This window comes from Enterococcus sp. AZ196 (assembly GCF_050498845.1).
GTDB lineage: Bacteria > Bacillota > Bacilli > Lactobacillales > Enterococcaceae > Enterococcus_A > Enterococcus_A murrayae.
In genome coordinates this window covers 2,497,501-2,518,376 of the sequence record NZ_JBIPAM010000001.1, presented here as the reverse complement: position 1 = coordinate 2,518,376, position 20,876 = coordinate 2,497,501, and the positions used below count along the sequence as shown (strand labels likewise).

Below are 20,876 nucleotides of genomic sequence, written 5' to 3'. Positions count from 1 at the left end.
ATCCCCCTTTTGATTCCATCATAAACATTTAAAGAAAAATTGAAACGAATCTGCTCAGCAACCAAAAAGAGAGCGTGCCGCAAAAACGGGCACACTCTCTTTTAGTTTATTGGCTATTTCTAATAATTATCGGTATCGATTGGGTAAATTATTTTCCCATACCCAGTATAATCATAATGGGTTCCTGCACTGATTTTATCAACATCACTGTCATCAAAGAATAATTGATTGTCGTCATCCTCATCTAGATTCGGCAATTTTTTCTTTGTAGGTAAGCCGAGCTGCTTTTTGACAATATTTTGTTCTTCCAATAAGTTATTCAATCCCAAAATTTGAAAATAAATGTCATTGATCATCTCGCCCTGACCCTCGACCTGCGTCTGTTTGATGTTTTCTGCCGCTGGTGTATAATCTTTGGCGACCGTCAGCATCTCACTCCAGCTTAGATCCGTTCGAACATAATCTTCTACCGCATGCAGGTATTTTTTATATTTTGTAACGGAGTTTACTGAAAGCATTTTATGAACGATCTTGGATAAAATTTCCCGTTGCCGCGCTTGCCGCCCCACATCACCCTTCGGATCCTCATGACGCATACGCACATATTCCAATGCATGCCGGCCATCTAAGGTTTGTTTGCCCTTTTTCACATGCACACCATCTAAAGTAAAGTCGATCTTATTATCGACTTCGATCCCTCCAACTGCATCAACTAATGCTTTCAACCCTTTCATATTGATCTCGATATAATGATCAACAGGGATATCCATCATTTCTTGAACGGTCTCGATGGCCATTTTAGTGCCGCCCAGCGAATAGGCTGCATTTAATTTATCGTGATAGGTATCGCCTTTGACAACATAATTATTCTCATCACCCTTATATCCGACGATTTGGGTATAGATATCTCGATCCAAGCTAGTCATTAGCGTTTGCTTCTTCTCAGGATTGATGGTGACCAGCATCATAGAATCTGAACGTCCTTGGTAGGTTCGCCCTTTATCACCAGTATCTGTCCCCATTAATAGAATAGAAAAAGGCTCTCCGCTTTTCAAATCTACCGTATCTGAACGTTGCCTTTTATAATTGACTCTCTTAGTCATTTTAGTGATTGCCTGATCCACATCATTATTTACTTTTAATAGATAAGCTGTAGCAGCTCCAACGATTAGTACAATGATCCCTACGACAATCAAGATGATCTTCTTTGTTTTGCTCATGCAGCACCTCAAAAATCTTGCCTCTATATAGTTTCCGATATTTTCTCATAAAACGGCCGCTGAATATAGCCTTACCTTTATGCTCTAAACGAAATTTAATATCTGATAAAAGTGACCGCTGTCATTTTCCAAATACCTTCTTATAATAGCGCGAAAATAAAAAGACCACAAGATTCTTTTGAATCTTGCGGTCTTACTATCTCCAGCTTTAGGAAATCATTTTCATTTCGCCTACACACCATTCCCAACCCCTCTTAAAAAACGGAGTGGAAATGGCAAAGCAGGACGAGTTCGTAAAGCTGTTACAAACTAATTCAATGAATTGTTCAAAGCGTCTTCGGCAGCCATCTGCGCTTCAATATCAGAGATACTGTAGACATTTTCGCTGGCAACGACAACTTCTTTTGGTTCCATGTTACGGTAGGTAGCCATCCCTGTACCAGCAGGAATGATCTTACCGATGATAACATTTTCCTTCAATCCAAGTAATGGATCTTTCTTACCGCGGATCGCAGCATCGGTCAAGACACGAGTCGTTTCTTGGAATGATGCGGCAGATAAGAAGCTGTTTGTTTCCAATGATGCTTTTGTGATACCAAGCAAGACCGGACGAGATGTCGCAGGCGTTCCGCCAGCAACCAATGTATTGTAGTTTTGGTCTTTGAAATCAGCAATATCAAGCAGTGTACCTGGCAAGATTTCTGTGTCGCCTGGATCCATAACGCGGACTTTACGCAACATTTGACGAACCATTACTTCAATATGCTTATCGCCGATTTCTACCCCTTGCATCCGGTAAACGCGTTGAACTTCACGCAGCAAGTAGGTTTCAACAGAAATTACATCGCGCACCTGCAATAAGTGCTTAGGATCGATAGAACCTTCTGTTAATTGAGCTCCACGATGGACCAAGTCACCTTCAACGACTTTCATACGAGCCGTGTAAGGCACTGTATAGGTACGAGTATCCGTTTCACCTTTGACAGTAACTTCTTTCGTACGTGTAGCAGCATCTTCAGCGATCTCGACCACTTCACCGGTAACTTCAGTGATAACAGCCAAACCTTTAGGATTACGTGCTTCGAAGATTTCTTGGACACGAGGAAGACCTTGTGTGATATCATCTCCGGCAACCCCGCCGGTATGGAATGTACGCATGGTTAACTGAGTACCTGGTTCACCGATTGATTGAGCGGCAATGGTACCAACTGCTTCACCAACTTCAACATCGTCGCCAGTCGCCAAGTTGCGGCCGTAACAATGTTTACATACACCATGTTTCGTATTACATGTGAAGACTGAGCGGATCGTTAGTTTTTCAACGCCGGCATCGATAAGGCGTTTAGCATCTGCTTCACTGATTAATGCATCAGCAGGTAAAAGAACTTCACCCGTTTCAGGATGCATGACTGATTTTTGTGTATAACGTCCAACAAGGCGTTCTTCCAATGATTCGATGATTTCATTACCTTCACGAATCGCAGAGATTTCCAGACCGCGGTCAGTTCCACAATCTTCTTCACGTACGATAACATCTTGGGCAACGTCAACCAAACGACGAGTAAGGTAACCTGAATCGGCTGTTTTCAAGGCAGTATCGGTCATCCCTTTACGAGCCCCGTGAGTAGAGATAAACATTTCCAAGACAGACAGACCTTCACGGAAGTTAGAGATGATCGGCAATTCCATGATTTGTCCATTCGGAGCGGCCATCAGTCCCCGCATACCAGCAAGCTGAGTAAAGTTGGAGATGTTACCACGGGCTCCAGAATCGGACATCATGAAGATTGGGTTCTTCGCATCCATTGATTCAATCAGACGTTGTTGAATATTATCCTTAGCTGCGTTCCAAACAGCGATAACACGTTCATAACGTTCATCATCTGTAATCAAACCACGACGGAACTGCTTCGTGATCGTGCCGACTTGTTTGTGGGCGTTATCGATGATTTCTTGTTTTTCTGCTAGAGCCATGATATCTGCGATACCAACAGTCATACCAGCATGTGTCGAGTGTTTGTAACCTAAGTCTTTCATGCGGTCAAGCATCATTGAGGTATCAGTGACCTTGAAACGTTTGAAGACTTCAGCGATGATATTCCCAAGATTTTTCTTCTTAAATGGCAAGATAATTTCTTGTTCTTTGATCGCTGCAGGAATATCTGCACCTTTTTCAACAAAGTATTTGTCAGGTGTATATTGTGTTAAGTTGAAATCAGTTGGTTCGTTCAAGTAAGGGAACTCTTGCGGCATGATCTCGTTGAAAATAATTTTCCCAACAGTCGTGATCAGCATGCGTTCTTTTTGTTCTTCTGTAAATGGTTTGTCGCCTAATGTATTAGGGTCAACAGCCACACGTGAATGTAAATGAACATAGCCGTTGCGCCATGCTAAAACAGCTTCATTCATGTCACGGAAGATCATTCCTTCACCTTCACGGCCTTCTTCTTCCATTGTTAGGTAATAGTTACCTAGGACCATATCTTGAGATGGCGTAACAACTGGCTTACCATCTTTAGGGTTCAAGATGTGGGTTGCAGCTAGCATCAGCATACGAGCTTCCGCTTGTGCTTCTTCTCCTAGTGGTAGATGGACGGCCATTTGGTCCCCATCGAAGTCGGCATTGTAGGCTTCACATACTAGCGGGTGAAGTCGGATCGCACGACCTTCAACTAAGATCGGTTCAAATGCTTGGATACCTAATCTGTGAAGCGTAGGTGCCCGGTTAAGTAAAACTGGATGTTCTCTGATAACTTCTTCTAGAACGTCCCATACAACGTCTTCTTGACGTTCGATTTTACGTTTCGCATTCTTGATATTTGACGCGATTTCACGTTGAACTAATTCTTTCATCACGAAAGGCTTAAACAATTCGATCGCCATTTCTTTTGGCAGACCACATTGATACATCTTCAAGAAAGGTCCAACAACGATAACGGAACGGGCAGAGTAGTCAACACGTTTACCCAGCAAGTTTTGACGGAAACGACCTTGTTTCCCTTTCAACATGTGAGATAAAGATTTCAATGGACGGTTACCTGGTCCAGTTACTGGACGGCCGCGACGACCATTATCGATCAACGCATCCACCGCTTCTTGCAGCATCCGTTTTTCGTTTTGCACGATGATATTTGGTGCATTCAAGTCTAACAAGCGTTTCAAACGGTTGTTACGGTTGATTACACGACGGTACAGGTCGTTCAAGTCAGAAGTCGCAAAACGACCACCTTCTAATTGGACCATTGGACGTAGATCTGGCGGGATGACAGGAATAACATCCATAACCATCCAGCCTGGCAAATTGCCAGAAGAACGGAATGCTTCTAAGACGTCTAAGCGACGAATTGCTCGTGTACGTTTTTGTCCTTGAGCAGTTTTCAACTCTTCTTTTAATTCTGCTGACTCACCATCTAGATCAACTTGATCTAATAATTGCTTGATGGCTTCCGCACCCATTGCCGCATGAAATTCTTGACCGTATTGATCCCGTTTTTCACGGTATTCACGTTCAGTCAATAATTGTTTTTTCTCTAGGCTTGTATTACCTGGATCGATTACGACATAAGATGCAAAGTAGATGATTTCTTCCAACGCACGTGGGCTCATGTCTAATACAAGACCCATCCGAGAAGGAATTCCTTTGAAATACCAGATATGTGTTACAGGGGCTGCTAATTCGATATGGCCCATCCGTTCACGACGAACTTTTGAACGTGTGACTTCAACACCACAACGGTCGCAGACGATTCCCTTATAACGGATTCTTTTGTATTTTCCACAGGCACATTCCCAGTCTTTGGTTGGCCCAAAAATTCTTTCATCAAATAACCCTTCGCGCTCAGGTTTCAATGTACGGTAGTTAATGGTTTCCGGTTTTTTTACTTCACCGTATGACCAGCTTCTGATTTTTTCAGGAGAAGCCAAACCTATTTGCATACTTTCGAATTTATTTACATCGATCAAAAGGGTTTCCCTCCATTTCATTTTATCGTAAGTCAGCTAGCAACTAGCTGACTTACATATGGCAAGTGTGACTCTTATAAGTCTTCAGCAGTTTCGATTTCTTGGATCAAATCTGATTTTTGTTCCGCTTTTTCAGCAGCTGCCCGTTCTTCGACTTCTTTTGCAGTTTGTTGTTGCTCTGCATATTTCGTCAACGCATCAACTGTGATCAAGTCGTCATCATCATCGTCCATATCTCGCAACTCGATTTCTTTGTCATTGATATCTAAGACTTGCATATCTAAACCAAGGGCTTGTAATTCTTTCACTAATACGCGGAAGGATTCAGGCACACCTGGTTTTGGAATAGGTTCACCTTTGACGATGGCTTCGTAAGTCTTCACACGACCAACTACATCATCTGATTTGTAAGTCAAGATTTCTTGTAACGTATAGGCAGCACCGTATGCTTCCAGTGCCCAAACTTCCATTTCCCCGAAACGTTGTCCACCAAATTGAGCTTTACCACCCAATGGTTGTTGCGTAACAAGCGAGTAAGGTCCAATTGAACGAGCATGCAATTTGTCATCGACCATGTGGGCCAATTTAATCATATACATCACGCCAACAGAAATACGGTTATCGAATGGTTCACCTGTACGACCATCGTAAAGGACAGTCTTAGCGTCAGCTGCCATCCGTGATTCACGAACAGTTTCCCAAACATCAGAATCTTGCGCACCATCAAAGACTGGCGTTGCGACATGAATCCCTAGTTGGCGAGCTGCCATCCCTAAGTGTAATTCCAATACTTGTCCGATATTCATCCGGGATGGAACCCCTAATGGATTCAGCATGACATCAACTGGTGTACCGTCTGGTAGATAAGGCATATCTTCTTCTGGCATGATGCGGGAAACGACCCCTTTATTTCCGTGACGGCCGGCCATTTTATCCCCTTCATGAATTTTACGTTTTTGCACAATATAAACGCGCACTAACATATTTACTCCTGGAGAGAGTTCGTCGCCAGCTTCACGAGTAAATATCTTCACATCATGAACGATCCCGCCGCCGCCGTGAGGTACACGTAGAGAAGTATCACGAACTTCACGAGCTTTTTCACCAAAGATCGCATGCAATAAACGTTCCTCAGCAGATAATTCCGTTACCCCTTTAGGAGTGACCTTACCAACTAATAGATCGCCATCGTGAACTTCGGCACCAATGCGGATGATCCCCATTTCGTCCAAGTTCTTCAATGCATCTTCCCCAACGTTAGGGATTTCGCGAGTGATTTCTTCAGGTCCTAATTTTGTATCACGCGCTTCTGATTCATATTCTTCAATATGAATGGATGTGTAGACATCATCTTTTACCAAACGACGGCTCATGATGATGGCATCTTCATAGTTATACCCTTCCCAAGTCATGAAGGCTACGACCACGTTTTGACCTAGAGCCAATTCGCCATTTTCCATTGAAGGTCCATCAGCTAGGATATCGCCAACTTCAACTTTTTCACCTAAACCAACTAAAGGACGTTGGTTGTAGCTGGTTCCTGAGTTTGAACGGCGGAACTTCGTAATATCGTATTTATCCAGTGCGCCATTGTCGCGACGAACACGAACTTCGTGAGCATCAACGAATTCTACGACACCATCGTTTTTACATAATAAAGCGGCACCTGAGTCATGAGCTGCCTTGTATTCCATACCTGTACCAACCCATGGAGAACGAGGTTGAATCAAAGGTACTGCTTGACGCTGCATGTTGGCACCCATCAAGGCACGGTTGGAGTCATCGTTTTCCAAGAATGGGATACATGCTGTAGCGACTGCAACTACTTGTTTTGGAGAAACATCCATGTAATCCACTTTATCAATCGTTACTTCCAAGTTTTCAGAAGTTGCTCGAGCCATAACGACTTCTTCAGCAAATGTACCATCGTCGTTCAATTTGCTATTTGCTTGAGCAACAACGTAATGGTCTTCAATATCTGCAGTTAAGTAATCGATTGTATCTGTTACTTGACCAGTCGCACGATCGACACGACGGTAAGGCGTTTCGATGAAACCAAACTTGTTAACCTTCGCGTAAGAAGCCAAACTGTTGATCAACCCGATGTTGGGACCTTCGGGTGTTTCAATCGGACACATACGGCCATAGTGAGAATAGTGAACGTCTCGAACTTCATAACCCGCACGGTCACGAGTCAAACCACCAGGTCCTAATGCAGATAGACGACGTTTATGAGTCAACTCACCCAATGGATTGGTTTGATCCATGAACTGTGACAACTGAGAAGAACCAAAGAATTCTTTGATGCTGGCAACAACCGGACGAATATTGATCAATTGCTGCGGCGTCAATGTTTCTTGGTCTTGAATGGACATACGTTCACGAACGACACGTTCCATCCGGGCTAACCCGATACGGAATTGGTTTTGCAATAATTCACCAACTGAACGGATACGACGGTTTCCTAAGTGGTCGATATCATCGACATTGCCGATGCCTTCCATCAAGTTCAAGAAATAACTCATTGAAGCAATGATGTCAGCCGGACGAACTGTACGTACAGAAGAATCAGGATAGGCATTGCCGATCACTGTTACTTCACGCTCTGGATCTTTTGGTGAAAAGACTTTGATTACTTGAACAGTCATTGGATCAGTCACGACCGCATCTTCTGATGGGTAGTAAGTCACTGAATTCAACCCGTTTTCTAAGTAAGGTCCTAAATCTTCCATTACTTGATGAGTTAGAACGGTGCCTTTTTCAACAACGATTTCACCTGTCTCACCATCAACTAAAGTTTCAGCTAAGGTCAAGTTCAATAAACGCGTCTTAAGGTCTAATTTTTTATTTACTTTGTAACGACCAACGTTTGCCAAGTCGTAACGTTTCGGATCGAAGAAACGAGCAGTTAACAAGCTGCGAGAGCTGTCCGCTGTTTTCGGTTCGCCTGGACGTAAACGTTCGTATACATCTTTCAACCCTTCTTCAGTACGAGAATCACTTGGGTTTTTATGCAGGTCTTTCTCAATTGTGTTGCGTAAAGATTCGCTTTCGCCAAAGATTTCGAAGATTGTATCATCCGAACCAAAACCTAATGCACGAACTAACGTGGTCAAAGGAATTTTACGTGTACGGTCGATACGAACATAAGAAATGTCCTTCGCATCTGTTTCCATTTCTAACCATGCACCACGGTTAGGGATCACAGTTGAGCCGAATCCTTCTTTTCCGTTTTTATCTACTTTTCCATGGAAATATACACCAGGAGAACGAACCAATTGGGAAACGATAACCCGTTCAGCTCCGTTAATGATGAAGGTTCCTTGTTCCGTCATTAATGGGAAATCGCCAAAGAATACTTCTTGGGATTTGATTTCGCCAGTTTCGCGGTTTACTAAGCGTAAAACAACATGCAATGGAGCAGAATAGTTTGCATCGTGTGAACGAGCCTCTGCTACCGTGTATTTAGGTTCTTTCAATTCATAGTCAACAAATTCAAGTGACAAGTTTCCATTAAAGTCTTCAATTGGCAAAATGTCTTCAAACATTTCTCGTAAGCCCTCATCTAAGAACCATTGATAAGAATCTGTTTGAATTTCGATCAAATTCGGTAATTCCAACACTTCACTGATTTGTGCGAAGCTTCTACGTTCTCGGTGTTTCCCGTATTTCACTACGTGTCCAGCCAAGTTCTTCACCCCTCTTAAAAGTTTGAAAACCGATCCGAAGATAAATTACATTAATGTTACGAAAATTAAGTTACTGTAACACCTGACATTTTTTGCGGCTTTTAGGCAAAAAAAAACCAAAAATAGAACGTTCTCTTGAAAATATTCGCGAGCTTCTACTTTTGTTTCCCTATTTAAAAGCCGGAACGGACAATATTTCGTTCCTGCCTGTTATCATTTCAGATAGTTTTAGCAAATTAATATGATACACGACATTGATATAAAAGTCAATACCTCCAACGCTTCGATTACGTCTCCTCAAGTTTTTCTTAAAATTTTCAGCAAGTATTAATTGATTTAATTTGTTTTACATTTTTGAATATTCAGAATATTCGACGTTTTATTATTGACATCTCATTTTTCTTAACGTATACTAATTTACATCTTAACCAAGTTGGAGGTTGTTCCTATGTTGAACGCGAAAAACTCACAACTGAATAACCGCTATTACTTTAGCTATTTTAGATAGGTTTGTATTCATCACGATGGATGCAAACAACTTGAGTGTTTTTTGTATCTATGATGGCTAGAGCATTTCAACGTACCACCGGCCGCATAGAGAAATCTAAGTGGCTGAAGGATCATACTATCTTTGTATTCGTATCACCCACTTAGAGTTTCATCAATTCTAAGCGGGTGATTTTTTTATTACTTTGCTAATTTACTCAATAAGAAAGTAAATCAATGCAAGAAAGGTTTCGTTGGTTGATGGTTTGAGAAGCAACTTATAAAAAGAAATACTTGGAAACGAAAAAGGAGAGAAAATGATGAAAAAAACAGTATTAGCAGGAATTGGATTGGTCAGTTTATTAATGTTAGGTGCTTGCGGGAACAAGGAAGCCGCAGGGAACGATGAAGCGAAAAAAGTAGGGGTCTTGCAGCTCGTTCAGCATTCCTCATTAGACAATGCTTATGAAGGATTCAAAGAAGGTTTGGCAGAAGGCGGCTATAAAGAAGGCGACAACCTAAAAATCGACTATCAAAATGCTCAAAATAATCAGGATAATTTAAAAAGCATGAGCGAGAAATTAATTAAGGATGAACCAGATTTGCTTTTAGGAATCGCTACTCCAGCTGCACAATCCTTATTGAATGCAACAACAGAAATTCCGATCACCGTAACTGCAGTAACTGATTTAGAAGAAGCAAAACTCGTTAAAAGTGATAAAAAGCCTGGTGGAAATGTGACAGGGACAACCGACATGGTTCCTATCGATAAACAAATTGATCTTCTATTATCGATCGTTCCAGATGCGAAATCAATCGGGATTATGTATAACGCAGGAGAAGCGAATTCAAAAATCCAAGCCGATCTTGCGGAGAAAGCTTTGAAAAAAGCAGGCGTTGATGTAGAGGTTAAAACAGCAAACACAACAAACGATGTTCAGCAAGTAACTGAATCATTAGCCGGCGAGACAGATGGTATCTATGTTCCAACAGATAACACTTTTGCAAGTGCTGCTTCCGTTATTGGAGATGTTGTAAAAGAAAAGAAAATTCCATTAGTCGCAGGCTCAACTGAGCAAGTCGATGGTGGCGGGTTAGCAACTGTTGGGATTGACTACAAATCGCTTGGCAAACAAACAGGAAAAATGGCTGCTAAAATCTTAGATGGCGATGCAAAACCTGAGGATACACCTGTTGAATCTGCCGACACACTTAAATTAGTCGTTAATAAAGATATGGCGAAAGCTTTAGGTATCGATCCAGAGAGCATCAAAGAACCTAAATAAAAAAGTTAGAACAGCTTCACAAAGAAAGAAGGAAGAATCATGAATGTTATCACTTTGTTATTATCAGCGACGTCTCAAGGGATGCTCTGGTCATTGTTAGCGATCGGAGTATACATGACTTTTCGAATTTTGGATATTGCCGATTTGACCGCTGAGGGAAGCTTCCCTTTAGGTGGCGGAATCGCTGCGATTGGGATTGTTAATGGTATGCATCCTGTACTGGCTACTTTGTTCGCATTTGGCGGCGGGATGTTGGCAGGTTTAGTTACTGGAATCTTGAATACCAAATTCAAAATTCCAGCTTTACTAGCCGGGATTATCACGATGACTGGCTTATATTCCGTTACCTCTCGTGTAATGGGTGCACCAAACATTGCCTTGCTTGGTGAAAGTACTGTTTTTACGGCTGCACAAGACATGGGGTTGAGCAAGAACAACGCGGTAATCCTAGTGGGAGCACTAATCGTACTACTTGTCATTTTACTGTTGGTCCTTTTTTTCCGAACAGAGATTGGGCTGGCCGTTCGCGCAACTGGTGATAATCCAGATATGAGTGAAGCCAATGGGATCAAGACTGAGAACATGAAACTGTTGGGATACATGATCTCAAATGGCAGCATCGCCCTTTCTGGTGCCTTACTAGCACAAAACAACGGCTTTGCGGATTTGAATTCCGGTGTTGGGACTATCGTTATTGGATTAGCTTCTATTATCATTGCAGAAGTGCTGCTTCATAATAAACCGATTCTTGTCCGTTTGATTACGATCGTAGCTGGAGCAATCATTTACCGCTTTATCTTGGCCTTAGTATTCGAGATGAATGTAGAACCGACAGATTCTAAATTGGCCTCAGCGATCGTATTAGTCATTTGTCTATCCTTACCGCAAATTCGTTCAAAATTTACCTTCAAAACAAAAAAGAAAGGGGCTGACGCAAATGCAACCAGTATTAAGAATTAATAATCTTCATCAATATTTTGAACGCGGAACAGTTAATGAAAATCATGTATTGCGCGGCATCAACCTAAGCTTAGCCCCTGGCGAATTTGTCACCATCATTGGCGGAAACGGTGCAGGCAAATCAACTTTATTAAATAGTGTTGCTGGCACATTACCAATTGAAGAAGGCAAACTATTTTTGAATGAAGAGGATATCACCAAACACTCGGTAACTCGTCGCTCAAAAAAAATCAGCCGTGTCTTCCAGGATCCTAAAATGGGGACTGCTGTTCGTTTATCCGTAGAGGAAAATTTGGCACTAGCAATGAAACGCGGACACAAACGAGGATTTTCTCTAGGCGTAAAAAGTAAAGACCGCAGTTTCTTCCAGGAACAATTAGCGATGCTGAATCTGAATTTGGAAAATCGTTTAGAGGCTGAGATCGGGTTGCTTTCTGGTGGTCAGCGACAAGCCATCACCTTATTAATGGCAACCTTGCAACGACCGGACTTGATCTTACTGGATGAACATACCGCAGCGCTTGATCCAAAAACTTCATTAACTGTAATGGAGCTGACAGAGCGTTTGATTCGCGAACAAGAATTAACTGCCTTCATGGTAACTCATAATATGGAAGACGCTATTCAATATGGAAATCGTCTAATCATGCTCCACCAAGGCCAAATTGCCTTAGATCTGAAAAAAGAAGAAAAGCAAAATTTGACCGTTCCAAAATTAATGGAACTTTTCCATCAAAACTCTGGTGTCGAACTCAAAGACGATGCTTTGTTACTAAGTTGATTTTTCAAACGATTCTCCTTCTTTCTTGACAGGCTACTTTTATGTAGTCTGTTTTTTTGTTACACTGAGCCCAGAATGAGTATGACGGAGGTACAGGATTGACAACAAAAGAAAAAATTTTAGCACGCTTAAAAGCTTCAGAAAAAGTTCTGTCCGGCGAAGCCTTGGCTCAAGAGCTAGGCGTATCTCGCACCGCTATTTGGAAAGCCATCAAAGAACTAGAAAAGAAAGGCTATCAGATTCAACATTTAGCCAACGGCTATCGCTATCACCCTTCAGATATTTTAGATCCGAAAGAAATTCAAGCACACATCAAGCAAGCTGTTGACGTAACTGTTCTTGAAACTTCCGCCTCCACCATGAAGGATGCCCAATTAGCAGTCATGGACGGGAAGAAATCGCCGTTATTGATTGTAGCTGATATGCAGGAAGCCCCTCGAGGCCGTTTCAACCGACCTTTTTTTGCAGTAAAACAACAAGGTATCTATATGAGTTTATTACTAGAACCTAAAGAGCATCTGCAAGAATTGCCTCAGTACACACTTCTGATGGCAGTTGCTGTAGCTGAAGCAATTGATGAGTTGCTGGAGGTCAATAGCCAGATCAAGTGGGTCAATGACATCTATTTGAATCACAAAAAAGCGGTCGGCATCTTATCGGAGGCAATGACAGATGTCGAAACTAACTCATTAAAATATATTATTATCGGCATGGGAATCAATTTTTCGATTCCGCAGGCAAATTACCCTGAAGAGCTGCAAGAAAAAGCAACCTCTCTATTTCCTGAAGGTGAAGCAACGATTACACGCAATCAGTTGATTATTGCTATTTGGAATCGTTTCTTTGACCTGTTGGCTGATCATAAAACCTACCTTGATTCTTATCGCAAAAAATCATTCGTGTTGGGAAAAAAAATTACGTTTAAACGTAAGGAACAACTGTATCTAGGCACTGCGGTCGCTATCACTGACATTGGGGAATTAGTGGTTGATTTAGGAAGTGAAAAAGTAACACTTTCATCCGGCGAGATCAGTTTAAGCTCCATCCAATAAAAAAAGGATGTGCCGATCACGGCACATCCTTTTTATCGCATTGTTACAAACTCTTCACTGCCCGTCGGATGAATCGCAACTGTATCATCGAAATCTTTCTTAGTTGCTCCCATTTTGATTGCCACAGCAAATCCTTGCAGCATTTCATCAACTCCCACACCGATAGCGTGAAGACCAATGATCTTCTCTTCTTCACCCAGACAAACCAATTTCATCTCACATTTTTGGCGATAATCACTTAATGCAAAATACATTGGCGTAAAACGTGAACGGTAGATTTTGATCTGTTCTTTTCCATAACGTTCGACAGCATCCGCTTCAGATAATCCGATCGTTGCGATCGTTGGATGAGTAAAAATCACGGTTGGTACATTTTCATAATCTAAAAATTCTTCAGACTTGCCATTAAATACTCGTTCAGACAATCGTCGGCCTGCTGCAATAGCCACAGGAGTCAAGTCAATTTTACCAATCACATCGCCAACTGCATAAACCCCTTCGCTAGTGGTGTTTTGATATTTATCGACGATTACAAAACCTCTTTCGTTTAATGTGACCGAAGTATTTTCCAAACCTAATTTATCAGTATTAGGTAAACGTCCGCCAGCAAACAGTACTTGATCTCCCGTTAAGACATTGCCATTTTCAAAATGAACACTGTACGTTCCATCCGCATTTTGTTTTATTTCTTTCGCCACATGATGACCGTAGAGCTTCATCTTATTCTCACGATAGATTTCAACCAAATTATCTGCCAACATTTTATCGAAAGTCCGCAATGGACGGCTATGACGGAAGGCCCAGTGAACTTGAGTCCCCATACCTTGCAATACGCCGCTCAGCTCGGCTGCAATATACCCAGCACCCAAGACAACCACATCTTTCGGTTGTTCTGTTAGCTCAAAAAATCCATTAGAATCAATCGCAAATTCACCACCAGGGATGGTCATCTGACTTGGTCGGCCGCCAGTTGCTATTAAAACATTCGGTGCCGTGTATTCCTCACCATTTACACTAATAACATGATCTGATTTAAATGTCGCGTATCCTTCAATGCGTTCAACATGATTGCTATCAAGTCCGCGATAATAAGCTCCATGTAAAAAATCGATGTATTTTTCACGACGTGCCACTAATTCTTTGAAATCAAATTTTTCAATATCCGCTTGAACACCATAACTCGGAGCATCTCGCTCAATCATCTCCAACATACTGCTAGCTTGCCACATTACCTTTTTCGGTACACAACCGACATTAACGCACGTTCCGCCGATTTTGTTTCCTTCAATCAACAATACTTTGGCGCCATACATCCCCGCACGATTTGCCGAAGCAATCCCGCCGCTGCCACCGCCGACAACGATGTAATCAAACTCTTTCATCCAACTACCTCCTAGTTCATACTAATGAATTAATTTTACTATAGCAATCATTCAATTTAGCTAACTTTAATACAAAGCTTTTACTTAAAAATCGGCCTATTCAATGATTTAGACTCAATAGCTTCATTTTAATCTATTTTGCTAAAAAATAATTACTTTTTGCCTAATCAGATTTTGGCTCAGTATTTCTGTCCCTCTCCATGTCTCATACTTGCTAGTAAAAAAAGACTGAGAGTATATTCCTCAGTCCTTTTTCTTACGTATCATATCTCCTGGTCTGACTGGTTGAGCAACGGGCATTGTTATAATCATCATTGGATTTGGTGCACGATCGATCGTTTCACCTTCATCGTTTTTTAACTCAGTAACTGCCTGTTCGAAATGCTGGAAATTCGGTCCATAAAATTCAATCTCATCGCCCACTCTAAAATGATTCCGTTGACGAATAGTCGCGATCCCGCTCGCTTCATCATAGCTCAAAACTTCTCCGATAAACTTATACACAGGAATCTTCCGACGCGGGCCAAATAACTGTTCATTTTCTGTTGGTGTATGATAATAAAATCCCGTCGACAATTCACGTTGAGCGACCTTCCACAACTCATCGATCCATTCCTGCTTGCAAACATAGTTTTCTGGATCAGAAATATAGCTATCCACTGCAGCTTTGTACACATTAGCGACAGTCGAAACATAATGAATGGATTTCATCCGCCCTTCAATCTTCAAACTATCAACGCCATTCTCTATCAAATCAGGAATATGTTCAATCATGGACATATCTACGGCACTCATAGAAAATTCTTCTGTGACATCGCCGTTTTCTGTCAATGAACGATGCTCTTGAGCAAAAGGCATATCAAATAATTCATATTTCCAACGGCAAGATTGAGAACACCCGCCGCGATTGGCATCTCGCATAGACATGTGATTTGATAATGTACAACGCCCTGAATATGAAATACACATTGCTCCATGAATAAATGCTTCGATTTGAACATCTGTATTGCGACGAATCTCTGCTAACTCCTCCATTGAAACCTCACGGGCTAAAACGACTCGCTCCAACCCCTCATTTTGCCAAAACTTCAAGGTCTCAGCATTTGTAGCTGATGCTTGTGTCGATAAATGTATTTCTAACCCCGGTGCTTCAGAAGCACAAATCTCTATCAAGGCTGGATCAGAAATGATTACTGCCGAGATGCCAATATCACGTAGCTTTTTGAAAAATTCTCCAGCCCCTTCTTCATTGCCTTCGTGTGTCACCATATTGGCTGCTACATAGACTTTTGCACCATACTTATTAGCAAAAGCCACCCCTTCTGACATTTCTTCAAATGAGAAGTTTCCAGCCCTAGAACGCAGCCCGTAAGCATCTCCACCAATATATACAGCATCCGCGCCATAATGAATGGCTGTTTTTAATTTCTCCAGTGTCCCGGCTGGCGCTAAAACCTCGGGCCGCTTTAATTTTCTCTTTGTCATGTTGCTATTACTCCTATTTAATCGCTGTTGGGTCCAGATGATAAAAACCAGTATCCATTCCTCGACCAACAGGATGATATTTTTGAATTTCTTGATAAGCATTGACTATCGCTGCTTCATCCCAAGAATCCTTTTCAATTGCTGCTTTAGCATTCGCAAAAATTTTTGCAATGGCCACAAAATCAGCTCCTGGGGTAAATAACCCATCGAGTTTCCATGTTTGATAGCCTGCCTGAGTCAATTCACTCAATTCTTTCATTAGATTCAGATCGTTATCCGCAAAAATATGCGTTCCATGCTGATCTTCATAGATTGAGTAATGGGTATCTGCCTTTTTCGGCTCTGAAAGAAACAATCCACGTTCTTTTGAAGTTTTCTCCATTTGCTTCGTGTAGTTGAAATAATTATCTAACAATGGTCTTTTCGATTGGTGAATACACGTAGCACCATAAACTAGTACCTCCACTGGGACATCAACATGCTGTTTTAAACTCAGCATTTCTTCAAAAGGTACCTCACGCGCTAAAACAGCACCTACCGCACCTTTTTTCTGCCAAAAATTGATTTGTCGCGCATTTGTCACCAATGTTTCTGCATCATAAATATAAGGTAAATCATACTCTTGCAATAAGTAAATAACCCCAGTGTCCCCCACAACTACATGGTCCGGTTTTACTTCAGCTAAAAAAGTTAAATATTCTGGTATCTGCTTCATCTTATCAGGATGCATAATACCATTGACAGCAATATTTATTTTCTTCCCTTGAGCATGTGCCGTTTCGATCAATGTTTTTTGTTCATCACGAGAAAAAGAATGAGACAAGCGCAAACCAAAAGCCTCTTCTCCTATGTATAGTGTATCCACGCCAGCAGCAAATAAATCTTCGGCTTGAACTATCGATTCTGCCGTCGCAATTAATTCAATCATGATAGGTCCTCCTTTTAGACTTTCTCATACTATCACAGCTTCCAAAAGTTTCCAACTGAGGAGCTAGAAAAAGAGGACAACGTCAATACGTCATCCTCTGATCAACTAAACTTTTTCTGGAATTTTTTCTTCTTTAGGGTTTTTTACAGTTAATGTAACTTTCCCCTTGCTGGCACCAATTGTTACAGCATCTCCCAATTGAATTTGCCCAGATAATAATGCTTCTGCCAAGCGGTCTTCAATCTCTTTCTGCAGTGCCCTGCGTATTGGCCGGGCGCCATATTCAGGGTCAAAACCAACTTTTCCGATCACATCATAAGCGGCTGACGTGATTTTCACTTTAATTTCATGTTCCCTCATACGATCTAAAATGGAGCGGCTCATAATTTTTACTATTTCATGAATTTGCTCTTGATCTAACGATTTAAAGACAACTGTTTCATCAATTCGGTTTAAAAATTCCGGACGGAAAGCTTTTTTCAGTTCTTCCAATATACGTTTTTCCATTGCTTGATGATCTTTGGTAATATCCTTTACATTGAATCCAACATTTTTCTCCTCGCGGATTTCTGTTGCGCCGATATTTGAAGTCATAATCAAGATGGTATTACGAAAATCGACTTTCCGGCCCTTCGAATCTGTTAAATGACCGTCATCCAAAACTTGTAATAAAATATTAAACACATCCGGATGAGCTTTTTCTACTTCATCCAATAGAATGACTGAATAAGGCTTTTGGCGAATTTTCTCTGTCAACTGTCCGCCCTCTTCATACCCAACATAACCTGGAGGCGATCCAATTAAACGACTCGTGCTATATTTTTCCATATATTCAGACATATCTACTCGGATTAAAGCTTCTTCACTACCAAACATCGCTTCAGCCAAGGCTTTCGCCAATTCCGTTTTTCCGACGCCAGTTGGGCCTAAAAACATAAAGGAACCAATCGGACGATTAGGATCTTTCAATCCACTACGAGCACGGCGGATAGCTCGTGAGATAGCTTTGACAGCTTCTTCTTGTCCGACAACTCTTTCATGTAAAATATTTTCTAAGTCTAATAGACGCTGACTTTCCTTTTTCTCTAACTGCTGTAACGGTACGCCGGTCCATTGAGAAACAACTGCCGCCACATCCTCGTCAGTAACTTGATCGATATAGCCATTTTCTTGTTTTGCAGCCTTAACTTTCGCTTGCTCCAATACTTCAGATAATTGCTTTTCACGCAAGCGTAAACGTGCTGCTGATTCAAAATCTTGATTTTGAATCGCTTTTTCTTTTTCTGTCACTAAATCTTGAACTTCTTCTTCCAACTCTGTAAGTTCTGATACTTCATCAGTGGAATCCAGACGAACCTTTGCAGAAGATTCATCCATCAAATCAATTGCCTTATCTGGTAGTTGACGTGAATTGATGTATCTTACAGATAAAGAGACTGCCGCATGTAAAGCGTCATTGGTAATTTCCACTCCATGATGTTCCTCATATCGTGGCCGCAGACCTTTCAAAATTTCTTCAGCTTCTTCAGGTGTTGGTTCCTCCACCTGTACTCGAGCAAAACGGCGTTCTAAAGCGGAATCTTTTTCAATATATTTTTGATACTCATCTAATGTTGTCGCACCAATCGTTTGTAATTCGCCACGGGCCAATGCAGGTTTTAAAATATTTGATGCATCAATCGCGCCTTCAGCTCCACCAGCACCAATCAACGTATGCAACTCATCAATGAACAAGATAATTTGAGCATCATGATAAATTTCATCAATTACTTTTTTCAAGCGATCTTCAAATTCTCCGCGATATTTTGTACCAGCAACAAGTGCTCCCATATCCAACATCATCAAGCGTTTGCCACGCATATCTTCTGGTACATCTCCAGAAATAATCCGTTGAGCCAACCCTTCAACGATTGCCGTTTTACCAACACCAGGCTCTCCAACTAATACAGGATTATTCTTCGTACGACGACTTAAAATTTGTACTACTCGTCGTACCTCGCTATCTCTTCCCACTACTGGATCCAAGCGTTTTTCTCGGGCCAACTTCGTTAAATCACGAGCTAAGCCATCTAAGGTAGGTGTTCCTTGGGTATTGTTTTGTGCAGGTTTCGCAGGAGTTTTTCTACGAGTTCCAACTCCTTGATTAGTATTTTGCGTCTCATTAACGCCCATTTTTTTCAACAGAAGTTGCCGCATTTTAGGTAAGCTCAGACCCAAATTTACTAAGATATGGGAAGCTAAAATTTCGTCATCTCTCAATAATCCTAATAAAATATGTTCTGTTCCAACTAGTTTTGCATTGAAACGCTTAGCTTCATCATCAGCAAAAATCAAAATCTGTTTTGCTCTTGGAGAATAGGGAAGATATCCTCCCTCGGGATACGACTTAACCGATCCATACCCTGTCATGTGCTCGATTTCTTCACGAATATCGTTCTCACTTGAATTCATCTGACGTAACGTTTTTCCCGCGATTCCTTGTTGTTCGATCACTAATGCTAACAATAAATGTTCCGAACCAACCGAGCGGTGTTTAAAATACTTGGCTTCTTGTTGCGCAATCGATAATACTGCTTTTGCGCGTTCTGTATACAGCTGATCCATATCCCTCACTCCTTTTTCTCATAACTTAAACGTTCCAAAAATCCATGAAGAATTCTTCCCCGTAGTCTATTCTCAATTTGACTGATCCCAAGAACATTCTTCGATACTGCGCTTAACATCAAATTACCTTCATTTTCAGTAATAATTTCTTCTTCAAATAATTTCTGAATAATCCCAAAAGCATTCGCCTCCGAAATTTCAGTTCCAAAAGAATCCATTAATTGCTCTAAAAAATAATGCTGATCAGAAATCTTAACTTTACTTATTCGAATATAGCCTCCACCACCTCGTTTACTTTCAACTAAATAGCCTCGTTGAAAAGTAAAACGCGTATTGATCACATAATTTATCTGGGAAGGAACACAATTGAACAGCTGCGCCATCTCCGCTCTTCGAATTTCGATAATTTCATTATTTTCTAAAATATCTTTCAAGTAAGATTCGATCAAATCAGAGGTATTTCTACTCATGATATCGCCTCCTATTGACTATTCCTGACCATAATTATATCGAATTTAGCGCATGAAATAAAGAAGAACGCTTTTCTTTAAATTAGGATAAAAAAAAAGAAGGCTTTCACCTTCTTTTTGATCGGGAAGACAGGATTCGAACCTGCGACCCCTTGGTCCCAAACCAAGTGCTCTACCAAGCTGAGCTACTTCCCGATAAACAAAAAAACCACGCGCCCAAGAGGAGTCGAACCCCTAACCTTTTGATCCGTAGTCAAACACTCTATCCAGTTGAGCTATGGGCGCATATTTGTATTATGCCGAGGACCGGAATCGAACCGGTACGGTGATCACTCACCGCAGGATTTTAAGTCCTGTGCGTCTGCCAGTTCCGCCACCCCGGCGTTCTTCCCTGGTCTTCAGGAAAGCGGAAAACGGGGTTCGAACCCGCGACCCCCACCTTGGCAAGGTGGTGCTCTACCACTGAGCTATTTCCGCATGATGCCGGCTAAAGGACTTGAACCCTCGACCCTCTGATTACAAATCAGATGCTCTACCAACTGAGCTAAGCCGGCAACTACAAAAAAATAA

The 20,876-nt window shown here is 41.4% G+C and carries 12 protein-coding genes and 5 tRNA genes; 4 read left to right on the top strand and 13 right to left on the bottom strand.

Annotated elements, in window-relative coordinates; genetic code table 11:
* Window positions 1–119: 119 nt before the first annotated feature.
* The 3 genes from IGI67_RS12080 to rpoB all read right to left on the bottom strand — a co-directional run bounded on the left by IGI67_RS12080 (window position 120) and on the right by rpoB (window position 8,872).
* Window positions 120–1,220 (bottom strand): LCP family protein, encoded by a 1,101-nt coding sequence (locus tag IGI67_RS12080; RefSeq protein WP_429957835.1) that lies wholly within the window; start codon window positions 1,218–1,220, stop codon window positions 120–122.
* A 309-nt stretch (window positions 1,221–1,529) separates the two neighbouring features.
* Window positions 1,530–5,183: a DNA-directed RNA polymerase subunit beta' gene (gene rpoC / locus IGI67_RS12075; RefSeq protein ID WP_207110738.1), complete on the bottom strand. Its 3,654-nt coding sequence runs from the start codon at window positions 5,181–5,183 to the stop codon at window positions 1,530–1,532.
* A gap of 74 nt (window positions 5,184–5,257) precedes the next feature.
* Window positions 5,258–8,872, bottom strand: a complete 3,615-nt coding sequence (gene rpoB / locus IGI67_RS12070; protein ID WP_207110739.1) for a DNA-directed RNA polymerase subunit beta — start codon at window positions 8,870–8,872, stop codon at window positions 5,258–5,260.
* An 806-nt stretch (window positions 8,873–9,678) separates the two neighbouring features.
* Between rpoB and IGI67_RS12065 the strand changes: the two genes are divergently transcribed.
* From IGI67_RS12065 to IGI67_RS12050, 4 genes are all read left to right on the top strand, one after another.
* Window positions 9,679–10,644, top strand: a complete 966-nt coding sequence (locus tag IGI67_RS12065) for an ABC transporter substrate binding protein (RefSeq protein WP_429957834.1) — start codon at window positions 9,679–9,681, stop codon at window positions 10,642–10,644.
* A gap of 39 nt (window positions 10,645–10,683) precedes the next feature.
* A complete protein-coding gene (locus tag IGI67_RS12060; protein ID WP_207110741.1) occupies window positions 10,684–11,604 on the top strand; it encodes an ABC transporter permease in 921 nt (306 codons plus the stop codon).
* Complete coding sequence (locus IGI67_RS12055) at window positions 11,582–12,385, top strand: ABC transporter ATP-binding protein (RefSeq protein ID WP_207110742.1); 804 nt, start codon at window positions 11,582–11,584, stop codon at window positions 12,383–12,385. The genes IGI67_RS12060 and IGI67_RS12055 overlap by 23 nt, the downstream gene beginning before the upstream one ends.
* Window positions 12,386–12,483: 98 nt before the next feature.
* Complete coding sequence (locus IGI67_RS12050) at window positions 12,484–13,437, top strand: biotin--[acetyl-CoA-carboxylase] ligase (protein ID WP_429957833.1); 954 nt, start codon at window positions 12,484–12,486, stop codon at window positions 13,435–13,437.
* A gap of 32 nt (window positions 13,438–13,469) precedes the next feature.
* Here IGI67_RS12050 and gor read toward each other — a convergent pair whose 3' ends face one another.
* The 10 genes from gor to IGI67_RS12000 form a co-directional block, all read right to left on the bottom strand.
* On the bottom strand, window positions 13,470–14,819 hold the full coding sequence (gene gor / locus IGI67_RS12045; protein WP_429957832.1) for a glutathione-disulfide reductase: 1,350 nt from the start codon (window positions 14,817–14,819) through the stop codon (window positions 13,470–13,472).
* Between the two features lie 243 nt (window positions 14,820–15,062).
* Entirely contained in the window at window positions 15,063–16,304 is a 1,242-nt protein-coding gene (locus tag IGI67_RS12040; protein ID WP_207110745.1) for a peptidase U32 family protein, read from the bottom strand.
* 13 nt (window positions 16,305–16,317) lie between these two features.
* Window positions 16,318–17,232, bottom strand: coding sequence for a peptidase U32 family protein (locus tag IGI67_RS12035; RefSeq protein ID WP_429957831.1), 915 nt, complete (start codon window positions 17,230–17,232; stop codon window positions 16,318–16,320).
* 105 nt (window positions 17,233–17,337) lie between these two features.
* Entirely contained in the window at window positions 17,338–19,836 is a 2,499-nt protein-coding gene (locus tag IGI67_RS12030; RefSeq protein ID WP_207110747.1) for an ATP-dependent Clp protease ATP-binding subunit, read from the bottom strand.
* Window positions 19,837–19,841: 5 nt separating this feature from the next.
* On the bottom strand, window positions 19,842–20,309 hold the full coding sequence (locus tag IGI67_RS12025; RefSeq protein WP_347401822.1) for a CtsR family transcriptional regulator: 468 nt from the start codon (window positions 20,307–20,309) through the stop codon (window positions 19,842–19,844).
* A gap of 118 nt (window positions 20,310–20,427) precedes the next feature.
* Window positions 20,428–20,501 (bottom strand) — tRNA-Pro (locus tag IGI67_RS12020).
* 16 nt (window positions 20,502–20,517) lie between these two features.
* Window positions 20,518–20,591, bottom strand: a tRNA-Arg gene (locus tag IGI67_RS12015).
* 12 nt (window positions 20,592–20,603) lie between these two features.
* Window positions 20,604–20,689, bottom strand: a tRNA-Leu gene (locus IGI67_RS12010).
* A 22-nt stretch (window positions 20,690–20,711) separates the two neighbouring features.
* Window positions 20,712–20,783 (bottom strand) — tRNA-Gly (locus IGI67_RS12005).
* A gap of 4 nt (window positions 20,784–20,787) precedes the next feature.
* Window positions 20,788–20,860 (bottom strand) — tRNA-Thr (locus IGI67_RS12000).
* Window positions 20,861–20,876 lie beyond the last annotated feature (16 nt).

What these genes read in the sequence shown, in the direction of transcription:
- IGI67_RS12080 (WP_429957835.1), bottom strand. Translation starts at nt 1,220, where the DNA reads ATGAGCAAAACAAAGAAGATCATCTTGATTGTCGTAGGGATCATTGTA.
- IGI67_RS12065 (WP_429957834.1), top strand. Translation starts at nt 9,679, where the DNA reads ATGAAAAAAACAGTATTAGCAGGAATTGGATTGGTCAGTTTATTAATG.
- IGI67_RS12060 (WP_207110741.1), top strand. Translation starts at nt 10,684, where the DNA reads ATGAATGTTATCACTTTGTTATTATCAGCGACGTCTCAAGGGATGCTC.
- IGI67_RS12055 (WP_207110742.1), top strand. Translation starts at nt 11,582, where the DNA reads ATGCAACCAGTATTAAGAATTAATAATCTTCATCAATATTTTGAACGC.
- gor (WP_429957832.1), bottom strand. Translation starts at nt 14,819, where the DNA reads ATGAAAGAGTTTGATTACATCGTTGTCGGCGGTGGCAGCGGCGGGATT.
- IGI67_RS12040 (WP_207110745.1), bottom strand. Translation starts at nt 16,304, where the DNA reads ATGACAAAGAGAAAATTAAAGCGGCCCGAGGTTTTAGCGCCAGCCGGG.
- IGI67_RS12035 (WP_429957831.1), bottom strand. Translation starts at nt 17,232, where the DNA reads ATGATTGAATTAATTGCGACGGCAGAATCGATAGTTCAAGCCGAAGAT.
- IGI67_RS12030 (WP_207110747.1), bottom strand. Translation starts at nt 19,836, where the DNA reads ATGGATCAGCTGTATACAGAACGCGCAAAAGCAGTATTATCGATTGCG.